The organism is Mycobacterium sp. (genome assembly GCF_040509115.1).
Taxonomy (GTDB): Bacteria; Actinomycetota; Actinomycetes; order Mycobacteriales; family Mycobacteriaceae; genus Mycobacterium.
In genome coordinates, this window is record NZ_JBEVLO010000330.1 from 1 (window position 1) to 18,513 (window position 18,513).

Sequence of the window (18,513 nt, forward strand, 5' to 3'; positions counted from 1 at the left end):
GGGGACGCGTACCCGGCCTAGGCAGCTCCGCCGACCGCGGACACCCGCTCCTTGGGAACGTCGGGGCGCAGGTAGCCTGCCAGGCACAGGCAGATCAACGCCATCGCGACCGCGGGCCACCGCGTGGCGATCACGGATGCGGCAGCGAATACTCCGATCGTGACGAACGACCGCATCGTCAGCAGACGCCGCATCATCTGCGTGACGTCTTCGCGGTCGGGGCGGTCGACCACCTCCCAGCACAGTGCAAGATAGGTGGCGTTGACGACGACGAAGAGGCCCGCGTAGAGCGACACCGGTGCCGCTGCCAACCGACTCTCGGCGATCCATTCGGTGGTGAAGGGAAGCAGCGACACCGAGAACAGGTGAACGAAGTTGATCCACACCAACCGTGGTGTGGCCACGTCGGCGTAGCCGAACAGGTGGTGGTGGTTGACCCACACGATCGCGATGAACAGGTAACTCATGGCGTAGCTCAACGCCGTCGGCCACAACGGGAGCAATGCGTGGAACGTCGCCTCCTCGGGCGGGGCGAGTTCGAGCACCAGGACGGTGATGAGGACCGCGAACACGCCATCCGAGAACAGTCCGACTCGTTCCAGTGGTGGTTGCCGCGCGGCCATGTCGCCTCCTCGATCGATTGGGCGCGTCGACCCATTATGCAACGTCGACATGCGCTGCGGTGCCGGATCCCGGTCAGCCGACAGCACTTTCTCAGCCAAATAGTCGGCACCGCGGCCGATGCGGGCGATATGGTCTGGACCTGTCGGCCTCTTGCACCCATGGCCGATCCGCAGCACCGCGAAGGGAAGTCGCCCGTGAATGACAGCAGTCGCATCGCCGATCCATGGGCTGACGAGCATTCCGGGACGCGGGTACTCGACCTAGCCCTCGGAGTCCTGGTCGGGTTGCGGCGGTGCGGCCCCAAGGACGCCTTCTCGGAGCTGGTTCAGGTGGCCAACAGATGGGGACTGTCGCCGTTCGCCCTCGGTCGGGCTTTGGTCGCGGCGGCCAGTAGCCCCATGACGCGCGTCGCGGACTCCGTCGCCGCGACGGCCGTCGCCGACGAGTGGGGCCGCCTGCTATACACCAGCTGAGCGGCGTTGCCGCGGACTAGCAACTAGCCGCTGGGGGTCAGCTCGAAGATGGGGATCACCCGGTCGGTCTTCTTCTCGTACTCGGCGAAGCCGGGCGCCCGCTCGACGACGAGCGCGTAGATCCGGTTGCGCTCGGCCTTGGGCAGCTCGTGGGCGACGACCTTGCGCTGGGGAACCGATCCGATCTCGACCTTGGCCGCAGGCTGGGCACGCAGGTTGAACACCCAGCCGGGGCTGGCGTCGCGCCCGGCCGCCGAGCCGACCACGTAGATCTTGTCGGCGATGTCGAAGTAGCCGATCAGGTTCTCGCGGGGTTCGCCGCTCTTCGCGCCCGTCGACGTCAGGATCAGCAGCGGGAACCCCTCGAATTGTCCGCCGACCTTGCCGCCGTTGGCGCGGAACTCGGCGATGTTGTGTGCGTTGAACTCGCGTTCGGAGGTCAGTTCATCGGCCATGAATCAATCGTGGCACGGAGGGCGTGGCCGTGTCGCCACCCGGGTGATGGCGTCGGCCGACCGTTCGATGTCGTCGTCGGTCGTCGACCAGTTGGACACCGACACCCTCAGGACGTAGCGACCGTCCCACGTCGTGCCGCCCAGCCAGCACGTCCCGTCGCGCTGGATGGCGGCCACCGTCGCGCGTGCCGTGTCGTCGTCGCCGGGCAGCTGCACCAGCACCTGGTTGAGCACGACGTCGTTGAGGATCCGCGCACCCGGAATCTCCGCCAGCCGGTGCGCCATCCGCCGGGCCTGGGCGCAGTTGCGGTCGATCAGGTCGGCGAGCCCGGATCGGCCAAGTGACCGCAGCGCCGCGTAGACCGGCACGGCGCGGGCGCGTCGAGAGCTCTCCGGCACGTAGTTGGTGCCGTCGCGCTGGCCTGCGTCGGCGACGAGGTAGGGCCCGGCAAGGCTCATCGCCGCGACGTGGGAGGCGGCATCGGCGACGATCGCCATCGCGCCGTCGTACGGCGCGTTCAGCCACTTGTGGGCATCCACCGCCCAGGAATCGGCCCGCGCGACACCACGGGTCAGGTGACGCAACGACGGCGCCGCGGCCGCCCACAAACCGAACGCGCCGTCCACATGCAGCCAGGCGTCGGTCCCGGCGCAGGCGTCGGCGATCGCTTGGAAGTCGTCGAAGGCACCGGTGGCCACGTTCCCGGCCTGCGCGCAGACGATCGTGGGCCCGTCGGTTCTGGCGAGGGCATCGGCAAGTGCGTCGGGCCGCATCCGGCCCTGCTCGTCGGCGGCGACGCGGACCGCGGTCTTGGCGCCCAGCCCGAGTTGCCGCAGCGCGGTGTCGATCGTCGCGTGGGCCTGCTCGCCGCAGACCACGTGGACGCGGGGCGCGCCGATCAACCCGTCGTCCTCGACGTTCCAACCGACCCTGGCGAGCACCGCGTTCCTGGCTGCCGCGAGGCAGGTGGTGTTGGCGCCCTGTCCGCCGGTGACGAACCCGACGCTTGAATTGGCCGGCAGGTCAAGGACATCGAGTATCCACGCCGCCGTGATTTCTTCGATGGCGGCGGCCGCCGGCGACAGCGAGTGAAATGCGGCGTTCTGGTCCCACGCCGACACCAACCAGTCCGCCGCCAGCGCGGCGGGCAGCGCACCGCCGATCACGAAGCCGAAGTGACGGGGTCCCGCCGTGGCCACCAGACCCGGCTCGGCGGCCGCCGCCAACGCGTCGATGATCGCTTCGGCGTCCTCACCCCGCTCCGGAATCTGGCCGCCGAGGATCTCCCGAACGGCGCCGGCGTCGACCCGCGCGGCGACGGAGCGCTCGTCGAGGCCTGCGAGGAACTCTCGCGCGTGGCGATTGGCGGCGGACAGACCGGCGGTGCGATCACGCATGGGAAGACTGTACGGCCCCTCGTGCCATCGATTAATGGCGTTGTCGCGAACTAGGGTGCAGTCATGAGTACTCCCGCAGTGGACGTGCAGATGCACGTGGGCACCCTGTACCGCTACCCGGTGAAGTCGATGCTGGGCGAGGCCGTTGACGCGCTGTTCGTCGACGAGAAGGGCGTCGAGGACGATCGACGGCTGGCGCTGATCGACGAGGAGACCGGTCGGGTGGCGAGCGCCAAGCAGGCGCGGCTGTGGCGGGGACTTCTGATGTGCAGCGCGAGTGTGGATTCCGGGCGCGTGAGCATCCGGCTGCCGGACGGGGCGACGGTCTCGGCCGATGCGGACGAGGTGGACGGTCGGCTCTCCGAACTGCTCGCCCGGCCGGTTCGGCTGGCCGACTCCCGACCGTCGGGCGCCTCGGTGGAGCGGGCGGACCCCGAGCAGGTGCTCGAGTTCGGCCTCGATGCCGAGGTCGACGCGCCGCTTCTGGAGTTGGCGCAGGCGACCCCGGGCACCGCGTTCACCGACTACGCACCGGTGCACGCGATCACCACCGCGACCCTCGAGCGCATCGGGACGGAGGTGGAACGCTATCGCCCCAATCTGGTGATCGCGACGCCGCCGGGATACCCCGCATATGCGGAGAACGAGTGGACGGGCCGCACCCTGGTGGTGGGGCAGGCACGGCTGCGCGCCATCAGCCCGACGCCACGGTGTGTCGTACCCACGCTGGAGCACGGCTCGTTGCCAAGGGACCCTCGCGCGCTGCGCACGCCCGCAGCCGAAAACCGGGTTGCCGCACTCGACTTCGGGGTCCTGCCGTGCGCAGGCGCCTACTTCGAGGTGATCGGGGCGGGCGCCATCCGGGCCGGGGACCGGGTGGCGCTCGAAGCCGTGTGAGCAGGCAGCGACGTCAGCCCCGCCGGGACGGCCGATGCGCGTCCGCGTACCGGTAGAAGTCCGCGTTCTGCAGCCGGACTGCCGCCGACTCGTCGACCACCACCGTCACGTGTGGATGCAGCTGCAGTATCGACGCCGGGCAGCTCGCGGTGACGGGACCCTCGACGGCCGCGGCCACGGCGGCGGCCTTGTGCTGTCCCGTCGCGATCAGCACCAGGTGCCTGGCGGAGCCGATGGTGCCCAGCCCCTGGGTGATGACGTGGCGCGGCACCTCGTCGATGCTCGCGAAGAACCGCGCGTTGTCCTGCCGGGTCTGCTCGGTCAGCGTCGTCACCCGGGTGCGTGAGCCCAGCGACGAACCCGGCTCGTTGAACCCGATGTGGCCGTTGGCGCCGATGCCCAGCAGCTGCACGTCGACGGGACCCGACGCGACGATCGACGCGTCGTAGGAGTCCGCGGCGGCGAAGACGTCGTCGGCCACCCCGTCCGGTCCGTGCACCCGCTGCGGATCGATGTCGACGTGGTCGGTGAACTCCGCCCGGATGACGTGGGCGTAGGACTGCGGGTGGCTCGGCGCCAGCCCCACGTACTCGTCGAGCAGGAACGCTTGCGTCGCAACGAAGGTCAGCCCCTCGTCGCGGTGTCTGCGGATCAACTCGCGGTACACCGACAGCGGCGAGGATCCCGTCGCCAGGCCGAGGGTGCGGGCGCCCGATCGGATGGCGTGGTCGAAGACCTCGGCGACGGTGCTGCCGCATGCGGCATCGTCGGTCCTGATGATGACGTCCATTGACTGCTTTCTGTGGCTGGGCTCAGGCTCTGCTGGCGGTGCGGCCGAGGACGCGGCGCTCGAACACCAGATCCCACGCGGTGTCCATGGCGGTGGCGATGGCCCCGACGAGGACGGCGTCGTCCCCAAGGTCTCCCCCGACGATGTCGGGTACCAGCGGAATGGTCTCGGCGAGCTCGCGGCGCATGGGGTCGGCGAGCAGGTCGGCGTTGCGGCCGATGCCGCCCGCCAGCACGATGAGGCCGGGATCGAGGACGGCGGTCACCACCGAGACCACCCGCGCGAGTTTGGACGCCTCGTCCGCGACGACCCGGGTCGCGCGGGCGTCGCCGTCGCGGGCGAGATCGAAGACCGCCTTGGCGGTGGTCAGGCTCAGGCCGGCCTCGCGGGCCGCTGCCACCACGGCGTCACCGGCGGCCACGACCTCGACCGGACCGGGCCGGTGCGCCGCCACGCCCGCGGGAACGCGGTCGTACGGCAGGTCGGCGATCTCCCCCGCCGCTCCGTGGGCGCCTCGAAACAGCCTGCCGCCGAGTAGGATTCCCAATCCGATGCCGGTGCCGACGGTCAGGCACGCCACCACGTCGATGCCCTGGGCCGCGCCGCTGGCGTGCTCACCGACGGCGCAGAGGTTGGCGTCGTTCTCGACGATCACCGTGGAGCCGCCAGCGCCGAGTAGTGCGGTCAGCTCGCCGAGCAAGCCACGTCGCTCCCAGCCGGGCAGGTTTGGCGCGCGATGTACGGTGCCCGTTGCGGCGTCGGGAATGCCCGGCGTGCCGAGGACGGTGACCACGATGTCGTCGTCGGTGAGCCCCGCCTCGGCGACCGCGCGGTCGACGGACTCTCCGACGGTGCGCACCAGCATGGCGCCGGAACGGGCGCGGTTGGGCTGCTCGACGCGGGCCACGACGGTGCCGTCGAGGTCGGCGACCGCCACGTGCAGCGCGCGACGACCGACGTCGACCCCGACGATGTAGCCCGCATCGGGCGCGGTGCGGTAGACCACCGCTGCCCGCCCTGGGCGATCCGCGCGCCTGCCGATCGCCCGCACCAGGCCGTGCTGCTCGAGATCCAGAAGCGCTTGTCCCACCGTCGGTTTGGAGAGCCCGATGCTGCCTGCGACCTCGGGGCGCGTCGCCTCGCCGTGGTCGCGGATCCGGTCGAGCACCAGCCGCTGGTTGAGCGCACGCATGCTCGCCGGGGTTCCCGCTTGCGGTGCCACGCGGTCCTCCACCGCCACCTCCCGTCCCGTTGGTCAAGAAGTTTACAAACGAACTCTTCCACACCCCGACCGAGTATGTTAAGAAACTTTCCTAACGAACAAACAATCCAGGAGGTGCAACGTGAGCTCACCCCCGACGAGTGCTGCCACGTCCAAGCAGCCGACGCTCGAACGCCAGATCGGCCCGCTGCAGGCCACCGCGATCAACATGACCCAGATGTGCGGCATCGGGCCGTTCGTCACGATCCCCGCCATGGTCGCCACGATCGGCGGCCCCGAGGCGATGTTCGGCTGGATCATCGGCGCGATCCTCGCCCTCGCCGACGGCCTCATCTGGGCCGAGCTGGGCGCCGCGATGCCCGGCGCCGGCGGCACCTACATCTATCTGCGCGAGGCGTTCCAGTACCGCACCGGCCGGCTGATGCCGTTCCTGTTCGTGTGGAGCGCCGTGCTGTTCATCCCGCTCATCATGTCCACCGGCATCATCGGCCTGGTCCAGTACCTCGGCTACCTGATCCCCGGTGTGTCAGGTGACGGCGGAAACACCCTGCTGGGCAAGGGCATCGGCGTCGTCATCACCCTGCTGATCATGGTGGCGCTGTTCCGCAAGATCGGTCAGATCGGCAAGCTGACGACGGGTTTGTTCGTCGTCATGCTGGTCGCGGTGCTCAGCACGATCGTCGCCGCGTTCAGTCACTTCGACGGAGCGCAGGCCTTCGCGTTCACCCCGGGCGCGTTCGGCAGCCACGGCACGTTCTGGGCGGGCCTCGGCGCGGGCCTGATCATCGCGATCTACGACTACCTGGGGTACAACACGACGGCGTACCTGGGTGCCGAGATGCGCGATCCGGGCCGCACCATCCCGCGGTCGATCGTGCTGTCGATCGTCGGCATCATGAGCCTGTACTTCCTGCTGCAGATCGGGGTGCTCGGCTCGCTGCCGCTCGACGAGGTCAAGACCGCGACGTCGGTCGCGTCGTCCGTGCTGGAGCAGGCGTGGGGCTCCACGGCGGCGCGGGTGATCACCGTGCTCATCGTGGTCGCGGCCATCGGCTCGGTGTTCGCGGGATTGCTCGGTGGGTCGCGCGTGCCCTACGAGGCCGCGCGCGACAAGGTGTTCCTGTCGATGTTCGGCAAGCTGCATCCGAAGCTGCACCTGCCCACCGCCGGGGTGCTGACGATGGGCGCCATCACGATCATCGGATCGCTGTTCACGTTGACCACGATCATCAACGCAGCGGTCGCGACGCTGGTGATCATCCAGTCACTGGCTCAGGTGGCGGCGATCGTCGTATTGCGCAGGCGCCAGCCGCATCTGGTGCGCCCGTACCGCCAGCTGCTGTACCCGGTGCCGACGATCATCGCGTTGCTCGGGTGGGTCTTCGTCTACGTCTCCGCGACGTGGTTGTCGATCGGCCTGTCACTCGGTTGGATCGTGCTGGGCTGCATCGCCTTCCTCGGCTACGCCAAGGCCGAGCACACCTGGCCGTTCGGACCGCTGCAGATCACCGAGGCGTTCGTGGAGGGCGACAAGGCTGGCGGCGACGTCCCGACGGCGTGAGCTGACGCCGTCGGGCACGTCGGGGCATGGGCTCCGCTCACCAACCCGGCAGTACGAAGAGCGTCCACGCCATCACCGGTGCGACGACGATCATCGTCAGGCCCCAGCGCAGAAGTTGGCTCATCACGCGGTCGCGATCTTCCTCCGCGGCGTTGGCGACGATGAGCGCACCCGACGTCGAGAACGGTGACGAATCGACGATCGACGAGGCGAGGCTGAGCGCGATGATCATCGCCACGGACGACACGTCACCCGAGAGCAGGAACGGCACCGCGAGTGGCACCAGCGCGCCGAGGATCCCGGTCGTCGAGGCGAAGGCCGACACCACCGCGCCGATCACGCAGATCAGCAAGGCGATCAGCAGGGGCGAGTTCAGGTGCGATACCGCGTCGGAGACGTAGGTGACGGTGCCGAGGTCCTGCAGCAGGTCGACGTAGGTGACGATGCCGACGATGAGGAAGACCGAGGGCCACGCGATCCTGGGAAGCGCCTCCTTCGCCGCGCCAGGCGAGACGATGCTGAGCAGCACCGCGAGTGTCATTGCCACGAAGCCGATGTCGAGGTCGGTGAAGGTGACGATGCCGACCATGACCAGCAGACCGGTCAGGGTCGCCGCGATCGAGCGGGTCATCGGCGGTCGGATGGTCAGTGCGACCTCGGTGTCGATGACCTGGACGTCGGTGCCGCCGGTACGCGGTGCGGGGCCGGACGTGCCGTCGGCGCCGTGGTCATCGCTGCGACGAGAACGGCGAGCCCGCTGGTTGATGGCCACGTACAGCCCGTAGCAGAGCACCGCATTGATCACGAAGCAGCTGAGGAACAACAGGATTGGCGAGGACGTCACCCCGTTGGCGACGGCGACGTCGTTGACGATGATGCCGAACAATCCGATCGGCGAGAATTCACCGGCACTGACGCCGTTGGCGACCATCAGGCCCATCAGCAGCGGGCTGATCTGGTAGCGCTGGGCCAGTCGCATCGCCGTCGGGGCGACGATCGCGACGGCTGCAGGCGGCACCGCGCCGATGCCTGCGAGGCCGGCGGCGATGAGGAACACGATCCAGGGGAACGCCCATACCCGGCCCCGCACCAATGCCACCGCGGAGTCGACCAGCCAGTCGATGGCGCCGTTGGCCTTGGCGATGGCGAACAGGAACGTGACGCCGACGAGGATCACGAACAGACTGGCCGGGAATCCGGCCAATACCTCCTTCTCGGACATGTCGGTGAGGCCGACGCCGACGACGAACGTGGCGACGAAGGCCAGGGCACCCATGTGCACGTTGAGAACGGTGGACACGACGAACACCGCCACCAGGGCGGCGATGGAGATGAGTTGAATCGACATTTCCGTGTCCCTCTCAGTGCTTGGCGAGCAGGGCGCCGAAGCCTTCGTACTGGTCACCGATTCCCATGGCACGCAGCGCATGCCAGTAGATGACGGTACCGACCGCCCACACCGGTTTGCCGAGTTCGTGTTCCAAGGCCGGTGCCAGGGCGCCGAAGCGCAGGTTGGTGCCGAGCTGGATGATGGCATCGGGGCGGTGCTGGTCGGCGATCCGGACGGCTTCGCTCAGTCGCTCCTCGCCCTGCGAGGCGACCTCGATGATGCTGCGGCACTTCAACCCTTCGACGTGCACCACCTCGAACCCGCGCCCCTCGAAGTAGCTGACCGCGTTCTTCTCGATCACGGGGTAGTACGGCGTGACGAGGGCAAGCCGTCGGGCACCGACCTCGTGCAGGGCGGCCTCCGACGCCTGCGCGCCCATCGATACGTCGACGCCGGACACGTCGCGCAGGTGGTCGAGGAGCGCGAAACTTCCCTCGACGCCGCCCATGAAGCTCTGCGAGGACATCCCGAGGACCAGATGATCGATCAGCGCCTCGTTCAGGCGGCGCACGGAGTCGTCGAGATTGGCGGCGACGTGGCGCATGATGATCGACCAGTCCTCGTCGGCGGCGATCGACTGGTTCGGGACGTAGTAGCGGTCGACGGCGTTGATGACGCCGGGCGGGCGGAGGTCCATCATCTCGTTCTCGACGACGACGTTGGGGCCTGGCGTCATGATGCCGATGACGCCGCGTGGGCCCATGGCGTTGCGGTAGCGGGTGCGGTCATGGGTGGTTCCGTCGATCTGGCCGGTGGTCATGGGGCTCCTCATTGTGAGTCGGGTCACGGTCGTCGGGAAGCGTAAAGCGGCGGCCAGCTGCCTGAACCCGGCGATTTCGGATACTCCAAATCCGCTATTCGGATAGTGTGCGGCGGGTGCACCTCGACTGGCTGACGTCATTCGTCGCCGTGGCCGAACACCGTGCGTTCCTGGCCGCGGCGCAAGATCTGAGGCGCGCGCAGTCGCGCGTCAGCGAGCACGTTGCCAAGCTGGAAGCCGAGTTGGGGATCGTGTTGGTCGACCGCGCAGTACGACCGGTGCGACTGACGGTGGCCGGTGAGATCTTCCTCGGGCGCGCGAAGGACGTGCTGGCGACGCTGGAGAGCGCCCGCGGTGAGATGTCGGCGCTTCGGGGCTCGACCTATGGGGCGGTCCGGCTGGCGTGCATGGCCAGCGTGGCAGGCGTGTTCGTGTCGCGGCTGATCGACCGGTTCGGCAAGGCGGAGCGCAACATCGAGGTGCGGGTCATGGAGGGCCCAACGGCGACCCTGCCGGGAATGCTGCTGCGCCACGAAGCCGATCTTGCGGTCGTGCCACTCCCCTATGTGACCAATGTTCCCGAACTGCAATGGGTCCCGTTGTGGGATGAGCCGCTACGACTGCTGGTGGCACCAGCGCACCGGTTGGCTGGTGCTGGAGAGGTGTCCCTGCGCGACCTCGCGGACGAGTCGGTGGTGACACCGGGCAGCGGCGACGGCGCACGGGGCCTGTCCCCCGAAGTGGCCGCCATGTTCGGGGCTGCCGACGTTCACGTGGGTGCAGGCCGACGGGTGGCGAGCCCGCACACCCTGGTGTCCATGGTGCGATCCGGTTTGGGGGTCGGAGTCTTGAGTGAGCTGGCGGTGCGCCTGACGGGTACCGACGGGGTGGTGGTGCTGCCGCTTGCGGAATCGGCGGCGGTGCGGCACACGGTCTTGGCGTCGAGTCGCGAGCACCGCGCTGGTGATGCGATGCAGCGGCTTTCGGAGTTCATCGTGGCGGCGAAGCCGCCCGACGGCACCACGCGCTCGGAAAGGGCACGCGCGTCGACATGACGCACTTCGACCGTGGCCACGGGTCCACAGAGGGGAGCGGCGGATGACATCGTCGAAGGAAGAGGCCCGGCCCATCTCGACGTGGGCGCCGTTGCGGTCGCCGGTCTTCCGCGCGCTGTGGATCGCGCAGCTGGTCTCCAACCTCGGCACCTGGATGCAGACCGTCGGGGCGCAGTGGATGCTCGTCGGGGATCCGCGCGCCGCGGTCCTGGTTCCGTTGGTGCAGACCGCCACGACGCTGCCGGTGGTGCTGCTGGCGTTGCCGTCGGGAGTCCTCGCGGATCTGGTCGACCGGCGTCGCCTGCTCATCGCGACGCAGGGGGCGATGGCGGCGGGGGTGGGTCTGCTCGCCACCTTGACCGGTGCCGGGTTGACCACCCCCGCCGTGTTGCTGATGTTGCTGTTCGTCGTCGGCTGCGGGCAGGCGCTCACTGCGCCTGCGTGGCAGGCGATTCAGCCCGATCTGGTTCCTGCCGAACAGATTCCGGCCGCCGCGGCGTTGGGCAGCATGAGCATGAACGGAGCCAGGGCGATCGGTCCGGCGATCGCAGGCGTGCTGGTGTCGCTGTCGGGCCCGACGCTGGTCTTCGCGCTGAACGCGGTGTCCTTCGTGGGCATCGTGGTCGTGCTCGTCTGGTGGCGTCGCCCCGCCGTCGAGCGCGACTATCCGCCCGAGCGCGCGCTGGCCGCGCTGAGTGCAGGCGGACGGTTCATCCGGAGCTCGCCGATCGTGCGGCGCATCCTGCTGCGGACGGCGTTGTTCATCGGACCCGCGAGCGCACTGTGGGGGCTGCTGCCGGTGATCGCGGCGAACCAACTCGCGTTGTCGTCCTCGGGCTACGGGTTGCTGCTCGGTGCCCTCGGGGTGGGTGCGGTGTGTGGCGCGTTCCTGTTGTCGCGGTTGCGGTCGCGGTTCGGCCCGAACGCGTTGCTGACGGTCGGTGCGGCAGGCTTCGCGGTGACCACCGTGGTGCTGGCGCTGGTGCCGATCTTCGCGGCCGTGTTGGCGGCCCTGGTGATCGGGGGCGCGTCGTGGTTGTTGTCGTTGTCGACGCTGAATGCGTCGATGCAGCTGAACCTGCCTGCGTGGGTACGCGCCCGCGGATTGTCGGTGTATCAGCTGATCTTCATGGGCGGGCAGGCCTTGGGCTCGGTGGTGTGGGGCGTGATCGCCGCGTCGACGACCAGTTCGACCAGCCTGCTGGTGAGCGCCGCACTGCTGGTGGTGTGCGCGCTGTCCTCGACGTGGTGGCCACTGCACGAGAAGACGAGCAGCCTGGATCTGACGCCGTCGTCGCACTGGCCCGAGCCGACGCTCATCTTCGAGCCCGAACCGCTCGACGGGCCGGTCCTGGTGCTGACGTCCTACCGCGTGGCGCAGGCCGACGAGGACGCCTTCCTAGCGGCGATGGCGGTGCTGGGCCGGTCCCGCCAACGGACCGGGGCGTCGCAGTGGCGGCTCTTCCGCAGCGTCGAACGCGAGTCGACGTTCGTCGAGACCTTCGTCGTCCGGTCCTGGGGCGAGCACACGCTGCAGCACTACACCCGGCTCACCGGGCAGGACCTGGTCATCGAGCAGGCGGTCGAGAAGTACATCGACGGGGTGCCGGTCTCCGAGCACTACCTGGCGGTGCGCGACCGGCGGTAGCCGCGGCGGACAGCGGTCGCGAATCTGCGCCGCCGCCCGGCTATTCCGGCTCAAGGGCGGACGCGACGGCATTCGCCACCGCCTCGGCTTGGGGCGCCCGCGACATCGCGCCCTGATGAGTTCCTGGGTTTCGAGGTTGCCCGGCGAGGCCGTGATCCACACTGTCTGCAACACGAAGGGGGCCGGGTATGGCAGCGAGATCATCGGTGATGGCCCTGTTGAGCGCCACGCTCATCACCGCCGCCTGCGGTGGCGGCACCGCGCCTGGCGCGTCGTCGGAAACCGTCACCACTCCCCCGGCGACGACTGCGTCCTCATCGACGACCACGACGCCATCGGCCGCCGCCACGACGATGGCCAGCGGCCCGTCCGCGTGCGCCGACCTCGGCGGAGAAGTCGGTCCCGATCGGGTCTGCACGGTGCACTCCGAGGCGGACGGCTACACGATCGACATGAGCTTCCCCTCCGACTACCCCGACCAGAAGGGGCTGAGCGAGGTCCTCACTCGGCAGCGCGACCAGTTCGTCGAGGTGGTCAGCGAGCCACCCGTGCGCGACGTGCCCAAGGCCCTCGACGTCAAGTCCACGACCTACCGGTCGGGCAGTCCCGAGTCGGGGACGACGAGCGTCGTCCTCGAGGAGTACGTCAATGTCGGTGGCGCCCATCCGGAGACGTACTACGACGCGCTCAACTACGACCTGGCCAAGCAGGCGCCGATCACGCTCGAGACGCTGTTCAAGCCCGGCACCGATCCGGTCACCGTCCTCGACCCCATCGTGGAGACGGAGTTGAAGAACCGCCTGGAGGGCGCCCCCGTGAACGCCAATCCCCTCGGCGCGGACATGTACAAGAACTTCGCCCTCACCGACGACGCCGTGATCTTCGTCATCGGCCAGGGCATGTGGACGATCGAAGCCGCTGGGCCACAGCAGGTCTCGGTGCCGCGCAGCGAGCTGTCAGCGATCCTGGCGTAGTCGGTTTGCGGCGCGTTGGCGCTCGGAGGGCCGAACCCATTGGCCCGGTTACCCATTGGCTAGGGCGACTGCGGCGCGGACACCCTCGACGTAGTCTTCCGGTCGCTCCCATGCTGCGAAGTGCCCGCCCCCTGAATACTCGCGCCAGGACTGGACGTTGAAGAACCGTTCGGCGAACTCGCGCGGGGCGTTCACCAGATCGCGCGGAAACATGGTCACCGCCGTCGGGGCCGGTATCCGACCCCAGGACTTGGCTCCACCCTCGGCGTATGGGACGAACGAGGTCGCGATGGCATCGCTGACCCAGTAGGCGGTGACCCAGGTCAACAACTCTTCGCGGCTGAACACCGACTCCACGTCGCCTGCGCAATCAGTCCAGGTGCGCAGCTTCTCCACGATCCAGGCGGCTAGCCCGGCCGGTGAATCACCAAGGGACACCGCGAGAGTCTGCGGCTTGGTCGACTGCTCGTGCATGTAACCGCCCTCGGCGGCCTGCCAACCGTGGCCGTAGTCGACGTAGTCTCGCTCGGCAGCCGACAAGTCGGCCGGTGGGTCGACGAGGTAGTGCAGCTGAGAGACGTCGGTGAGATGCAGCGCCGCCACGTTCTCCGGGTGCCGGGCCGCGAGGGCCTCGGCGACGTCGCAGCCAATGTCGCCGGCGGACAGCACGTAGCGCTCGTAGCCGAGCGCAGCCATCGCTTGGGCGACACCCTCCGCCATCTGCGCTGCTGACTGACCGCCCTCGGGCGCTGGCAAGGCAAACGGGAATCCCGGCAGCGCTGGCACCACCACGTCCAAGTCGCGGAGCAGCGGCAGCACCCGCTCGAACCGCAGCACCGAGTCGGGCCATCCGTGCAACAGCACCACGGGGGTGGCGTCAGGGTTGCCGCGCTGGTGGATGGCTCGGATCGGCGAGGACTCGGTGTCCAGCGCGACCCATGGCAACGACCTGATGCGCTGCTCGTGAACGCGCCAATCGTACTGGTTTGCCCAGTACTCGATCAGCTCGTGGAGGTAACCAGGCTCGACGCCGCGGTCCCACCCACTCCCCGCGGGCCTGGGCCCATGGCGAAACCGCCGCAGCCGCTCACGCAGGTCATCCAGGACGTCATCGCCGGCAGCCGGGGGCGCATCCGAGGACGCCGAGCTCGGCGCTGACTCAGGGTTTTCGTCGTTCATGGTTCCGCACTCTTCCTCGTGTCTCCCCATCCGGCTATGTCTCCCGAAGACGACGTAGCCAGCCGTGAGCGCCAGCCGTGGGGGCCCCCGTACTCCACCAGAAGGCGGGCCGTCAGGCGGGCTGCGTGACCGATTCCGTCGCCGCCACAACGGCGAAGCGTCGCAACCGAATCGCAGGATTCTTCTCCCGCACCCGCTCGATCCGCTCGGGGTCGAGCGTGGCGGTGCCGAGTCCCTCCTCCTCACCGACCGACGCGAGGACGACACCCATCGGGTCGACGATCATGCTGTTGCCCGCCCCGGACTTGCCGCACTGGTCGGCTGCGGCGAGGTAGACGGTGTTCTCGATCGCGCGGGCCCGTAGCAGCGTCGTCCAGTGGTCTTCCTTGAGCGGGCCGGGCACCCATTCGGCGGGCATCAGCACCGCGTCGGCCTCGGCATCGACCAGCCGCCGGGTCACCTCGGGGAAGCGCAGGTCGTAGCAGGTCTGCAGGCCGAAACGCAGGCCGCCGACGGTGAAGGTCTGCGGCGCCTCGATGTCGCCGGGGCGCACCAGGGTCGACTCGGTGTAGCCGAACGCGTCGTAGAGATGCAGCTTGCGGTAGGTGGCAACGACGTCACCCGAGGCGTCGATGGCCAGCAGCGTGTTGTGGATGCGGTCGGCCTCGTCGGTGGCCTCGTTGATGCCGCACACGATGGCGATGCCGTGTTGGGCGGCAAGTGCTTTCAGCGCGGAGACGAAGGGGCCGTCGAGGCGTTCGGCCGACGCGAGGAAGCGCTCGTCCATCACCGGGACGGTGAACATCGAGTACTCGGGGAACACGACGAGCTCGCTGCCCTGCGCTTGGGCCTCCGCTACCAGGCGGCGGATCGACGACAGATTGGCGGACTTGTCCTCGCCGGGGGCGAATTGGGCGACGGTGCAGACGACCATGGGATCTCCTAGGGTCAGGCGGGCACGGGCGGCGGGGCCATGCGGTCCATCCGTCCGAGGACGACGGTATAACTGACGATGCCGAGCAGCAGCACCACACCGGTGACGATGAATGCGCCTGCGAAGGATCCGGTCCGGTCGACGACGATTCCGGTGACGATCGGTGCGGCGATGCCGATCAGGTTCGCGATGAAGTTGACGATGCCACCGAGCGTGCCGGTGAGACCCTCGGGGGCGATCAGCGAGACGATGCTCGAGCCCGCGGGCACCGAAACGGCAAGTCCCGCAGCGCCGATCGAGATGAACACGATGGCAGCCCCGATGGTATCGACGTAGGCCGCGCCGGTGACGGCCAGCGCCGCGAGCATGCTGACCACCAGCACGATGCGCCGTACCTTGGTGACCTGGCCGGTGCGGGCGACCCAGCGGTCCATCAGCAGGCCGGCGATGAGGAACTGCGCGATCACGGCGACCAGCCACGGGATCATCGAGTACAGCCCACCCTGTAGGAGGTTCACCCCGAACTCCTGCTTGAGGTAGCCGGGCAGCCAGGTCAGCAGCACGTAGTAGGCGTAGGTGTAGGAGGCGTAGCCCAGGGCCAGGCCCCAGGTCTTGCGGCGGCGCAGCAGGTAGCCGACGCCGCGCAGCGAGCCCTCGGCGATGTTCTCCTCGTTCTCCGCGTCTCCGGCCTTGAGGTAGGCGTGCTCCTCGGCGGTCATCTTGCCTTCGGCGACCGCGGCCTTCGGGGTGCGGTAGAGCAACCACCACGCGACGAGGTAGACGAGGCTCAGCGCTCCGGTGAAGAGGAACGCGGCGTGCCAGCTGAACGTGGACACCAGGAACGCCATGATGGGGATGCCGATGACGTTGGAGATCTTGGCGCAGCCGTCGAAAATGGCTGTGGCGGTGCCGCGTTCCTGCTTGGGGAACCATTGGCCGATGGCCTTCCAGCCTGCGGGCACGGTCGGTGCCTCACCGACGCCGAGGAGGAGTCGGGCGACGATCATCAGACCGAGGCCGCCGGCGGCCGCCGAGAGGAACGACGCAACGGCCCAGAGGAAAACACCGACGCGGTTGACCCACGGCACGCCGATCTTGTCGATGATGCTGCCGATCGGCATCTGCAGCATGGCGTAGGTCCACAGGAAGGCCGAGGCCAGGACGCCCATCTGCGCGGCGCTGATGCCGAAGTCGTCCATGATGGCGGGGGTGGCCACCGACAGGTTGACCCGGTCGATGTAGTTGACGAACATCCCGGCGCCGAGCAGTCCGCCGATGAACCAGCGGTAGCGGCCGGTGGGACGTTCGGTGGGGTCGGCGGCGGGGACGTGTTGGGCCTCGACGTTGCTCATGCTTTGCTCCCCGTGAGCGAGGCGTGGCGGTCGATGTCGGCCATGGCGTCGTGCGCGGCGGACAGACCCGCCAGCAGGGCCCCGTGCTCCATGGTGAGGGCCATCTGGTCGGCGCCGTGTTCGACGGCGAACCGCTTCTCCTCGGGGCTCCACGCGGGGAGCAGCCAGGGCTTGCCTGCGCTGCGGGCGGCCGACGCGATGCGGGCGAGGTCGGCGAAGTCACCGTCGGTGCGGGCGTAGGCGCCGCGTTCGCGTCGCAGCGAGAGGTCCGACGGCCCCACGAAGACGCCGTCGACGGTGTCGAGGGCGAGGATGTCGTCGATCTGCTCGATCGCACCGGCGTCCTCGATCATCGGGTAGCACCGCGTCTTGGCATCTTGAGCGGATACCCAGTCGTCGGTGAAGCCACCGTAGGACGAGGTGCGCCCGCCGGCGAAGCTGCGGTCGCCGAGGGGCGGGAACTTGGCGAAACCGGTGACGACGGCGGCGTGGGCGGCGTTCTCGACGTGCGGGATGGCGACGACGTCGGCGCCGAAGTCGAGGGCCTGCTGGATCGGACCACGTTCGGGGCCGAGGACTTTCGCGATGACCTCCATGCCGATGGCCTTCAGCAGCGGGATGAAGCGTTCGAGGGCGGCGAGGTCGAAGGTGCCGTGCTCGATGTCCAGGACGGCGGCGCCGTAGCCGAGTTGGCGGGCGATCTCGGCGGCGGCGACGTTGGGCCCGGACAGCCAGACGGCGTAGCGGCGATTCGGTTCCACGGTCTGTTCCCCTTAAATGCTCGTGCGACTGGTGTGGCGACGACCACATTTCGTGTACATCTCTTGTATACGTGAGATGTGCCTCAGATGTCCAGTACGGTGTGGGCATCGGAAGGAGTCGACATGGCCGTCGAGGTTTCTGAGGCGGGTGCGACTCAGTCGGCACGCGATCGCGTGTATCAGTGGGTGCGCGACGAGATCATCAAGGGCACGCTGCCCGCAGGCCGGTTCCTCGACGAGGCGTGGGTCTCCGAGTCGGTGGGGACGTCGCGAACCCCGGTGCGCGAGGCGTTCCATCGGCTGAACTCGGAGAAGTTCATCGACCTACTCCCCCGCCGCGGGGCGCAGGTGCGCAGCGTGACGTCGCGGGAACTGGAAGAGGTGTACGCGTCACGGCGGCTGATCGAGGGGCATGCCGCGCGGGAGCTGTGCCTGGCCGAGTCGGGTGCGCCGTCGCCGCTGGACGGGTTGGCCAGCCAGATGGAAGAAGCGGCGCGGGAACAGGATTGGTTCAGCGTCGCGCGGCTGGACCGGGCGTTCCACCGGTCGATCGTGGATGCGCACGGCAACTCGATCCTGACCGAGCTGTACGACGCGCTGCGGTCCCGGCAGCAGCGGGTCGCGGTGCGGGCGTTGCAGATCCGGCCGCAACGGGTGCCGGAGATCGACCGTCAGCACCGCGCGATCATCGACGCGTTGGCGCGCAATGACGTCGACGGAGTGGCGGTGCTGCTCGACGAGCACCTGCGGCCGATTCCGGAGATCACTGCTGCGCTGGGGTGAGGACGGGCACCCCCGTGATCGACGACACGCCGTTTCCCGCGTTGGCGGGCGTCTACCTCGAGGACAGCTACGTGCTGGAGATCTTGGAGTCGCCCGGCCAGTTCACGTTCCGGCTAGAGGCGGCGCTGACGCCACAGGATCCCGCGTATCACGACCCGTTACCCGGCGAGAATTATTGCTACGCCAGAGGGATTCTCGTCTTCGACGGCGTCACGCGGGTCGAATGGGTGAGGCGGAGTGACCACCACTTCACGGAT

Annotated in this window: 19 protein-coding genes; 8 read left to right on the plus strand and 11 right to left on the minus strand. The window is 68.6% G+C overall.

Going from position 1 to position 18,513, the window contains the following annotated elements:
- Positions 1-17 precede the first annotated feature (17 nt).
- A complete protein-coding gene (locus ABW137_RS23135; RefSeq protein ID WP_526403789.1) occupies positions 18-623 on the minus strand; it encodes a TMEM175 family protein in 606 nt (201 codons plus the stop codon).
- 195 nt (positions 624-818) lie between these two features.
- Here ABW137_RS23135 and ABW137_RS23140 point away from each other — a divergent pair, with 195 nt between their 5' ends.
- Positions 819-1,097, plus strand: a complete 279-nt coding sequence (locus ABW137_RS23140) for an ANTAR domain-containing protein (RefSeq protein ID WP_526403790.1) — start codon at positions 819-821, stop codon at positions 1,095-1,097.
- Positions 1,098-1,120: 23 nt separating this feature from the next.
- Here the strand turns inward: ABW137_RS23140 and ABW137_RS23145 are convergent, their stop codons facing one another.
- Together ABW137_RS23145 and ABW137_RS23150 are read right to left on the minus strand one after the other, a co-directional pair.
- A complete protein-coding gene (locus ABW137_RS23145; RefSeq protein ID WP_526403791.1) occupies positions 1,121-1,552 on the minus strand; it encodes a nitroreductase family deazaflavin-dependent oxidoreductase in 432 nt (143 codons plus the stop codon).
- A 3-nt stretch (positions 1,553-1,555) separates the two neighbouring features.
- Entirely contained in the window at positions 1,556-2,950 is a 1,395-nt protein-coding gene (locus ABW137_RS23150; RefSeq protein ID WP_526403792.1) for a pyridoxal phosphate-dependent decarboxylase family protein, read from the minus strand.
- A 63-nt stretch (positions 2,951-3,013) separates the two neighbouring features.
- Between ABW137_RS23150 and ABW137_RS23155 the strand changes: the two genes are divergently transcribed.
- Positions 3,014-3,847: an MOSC domain-containing protein gene (locus ABW137_RS23155; protein ID WP_526403793.1), complete on the plus strand. Its 834-nt coding sequence runs from the start codon at positions 3,014-3,016 to the stop codon at positions 3,845-3,847.
- Positions 3,848-3,860: 13 nt separating this feature from the next.
- Here the strand turns inward: ABW137_RS23155 and nagB are convergent, their stop codons facing one another.
- A complete protein-coding gene (nagB, locus tag ABW137_RS23160) occupies positions 3,861-4,637 on the minus strand; it encodes a glucosamine-6-phosphate deaminase (RefSeq protein WP_526403794.1) in 777 nt (258 codons plus the stop codon).
- 22 nt (positions 4,638-4,659) lie between these two features.
- On the minus strand, positions 4,660-5,859 hold the full coding sequence (locus ABW137_RS23165; protein ID WP_526403795.1) for an ROK family transcriptional regulator: 1,200 nt from the start codon (positions 5,857-5,859) through the stop codon (positions 4,660-4,662).
- A gap of 121 nt (positions 5,860-5,980) precedes the next feature.
- Between ABW137_RS23165 and ABW137_RS23170 the strand changes: the two genes are divergently transcribed.
- Complete coding sequence (locus tag ABW137_RS23170) at positions 5,981-7,420, plus strand: amino acid permease (RefSeq protein ID WP_526403796.1); 1,440 nt, start codon at positions 5,981-5,983, stop codon at positions 7,418-7,420.
- 37 nt (positions 7,421-7,457) lie between these two features.
- Here the strand turns inward: ABW137_RS23170 and ABW137_RS23175 are convergent, their stop codons facing one another.
- Both ABW137_RS23175 and ABW137_RS23180 read right to left on the minus strand, forming a co-directional pair.
- Positions 7,458-8,768: an SLC13 family permease gene (locus tag ABW137_RS23175; protein ID WP_526403797.1), complete on the minus strand. Its 1,311-nt coding sequence runs from the start codon at positions 8,766-8,768 to the stop codon at positions 7,458-7,460.
- A gap of 13 nt (positions 8,769-8,781) precedes the next feature.
- Positions 8,782-9,570 (minus strand): maleate cis-trans isomerase family protein, encoded by a 789-nt coding sequence (locus ABW137_RS23180; RefSeq protein WP_526403798.1) that lies wholly within the window; start codon positions 9,568-9,570, stop codon positions 8,782-8,784.
- A gap of 116 nt (positions 9,571-9,686) precedes the next feature.
- Here ABW137_RS23180 and ABW137_RS23185 point away from each other — a divergent pair, with 116 nt between their 5' ends.
- From ABW137_RS23185 to ABW137_RS23195, 3 genes are all read left to right on the plus strand, one after another.
- On the plus strand, positions 9,687-10,625 hold the full coding sequence (locus ABW137_RS23185; protein ID WP_526403799.1) for a LysR family transcriptional regulator: 939 nt from the start codon (positions 9,687-9,689) through the stop codon (positions 10,623-10,625).
- 43 nt (positions 10,626-10,668) lie between these two features.
- The gene (locus ABW137_RS23190) at positions 10,669-12,273 is read left to right on the plus strand and encodes an MFS transporter (protein ID WP_526403800.1); all 1,605 of its coding nucleotides are present in this window, start codon (positions 10,669-10,671) and stop codon (positions 12,271-12,273) included.
- Positions 12,274-12,461: 188 nt separating this feature from the next.
- Positions 12,462-13,247 (plus strand): esterase, encoded by a 786-nt coding sequence (locus tag ABW137_RS23195; protein WP_526403801.1) that lies wholly within the window; start codon positions 12,462-12,464, stop codon positions 13,245-13,247.
- Between the two features lie 48 nt (positions 13,248-13,295).
- Here ABW137_RS23195 and ABW137_RS23200 read toward each other — a convergent pair whose 3' ends face one another.
- The 4 genes from ABW137_RS23200 to ABW137_RS23215 form a co-directional block, all read right to left on the minus strand.
- Positions 13,296-14,426 carry an alpha/beta fold hydrolase gene (locus ABW137_RS23200; RefSeq protein ID WP_526403802.1) on the minus strand — a complete coding sequence of 377 codons (1,131 nt, stop codon included), beginning with the start codon at positions 14,424-14,426 and terminating at the stop codon, positions 13,296-13,298.
- A 112-nt stretch (positions 14,427-14,538) separates the two neighbouring features.
- Positions 14,539-15,360 (minus strand): carbon-nitrogen hydrolase family protein, encoded by an 822-nt coding sequence (locus tag ABW137_RS23205; protein ID WP_526403803.1) that lies wholly within the window; start codon positions 15,358-15,360, stop codon positions 14,539-14,541.
- A gap of 14 nt (positions 15,361-15,374) precedes the next feature.
- A complete protein-coding gene (locus ABW137_RS23210; RefSeq protein ID WP_526403804.1) occupies positions 15,375-16,712 on the minus strand; it encodes an MFS transporter in 1,338 nt (445 codons plus the stop codon).
- Positions 16,709-17,473 (minus strand): HpcH/HpaI aldolase family protein, encoded by a 765-nt coding sequence (locus ABW137_RS23215; protein WP_526403805.1) that lies wholly within the window; start codon positions 17,471-17,473, stop codon positions 16,709-16,711. The genes ABW137_RS23210 and ABW137_RS23215 overlap by 4 nt, the downstream gene beginning before the upstream one ends.
- Before the next feature lie 123 nt (positions 17,474-17,596).
- On the opposite strand from ABW137_RS23215, the gene ABW137_RS23220 reads away from it, so the two are divergent.
- Together ABW137_RS23220 and ABW137_RS23225 are read left to right on the plus strand one after the other, a co-directional pair.
- Positions 17,597-18,256 (plus strand): GntR family transcriptional regulator, encoded by a 660-nt coding sequence (locus tag ABW137_RS23220; protein WP_526403806.1) that lies wholly within the window; start codon positions 17,597-17,599, stop codon positions 18,254-18,256.
- Positions 18,257-18,270: 14 nt separating this feature from the next.
- The coding region (locus tag ABW137_RS23225) for a hypothetical protein (protein WP_526403807.1) at positions 18,271-18,513 on the plus strand (243 nt) is incomplete at its 3' end.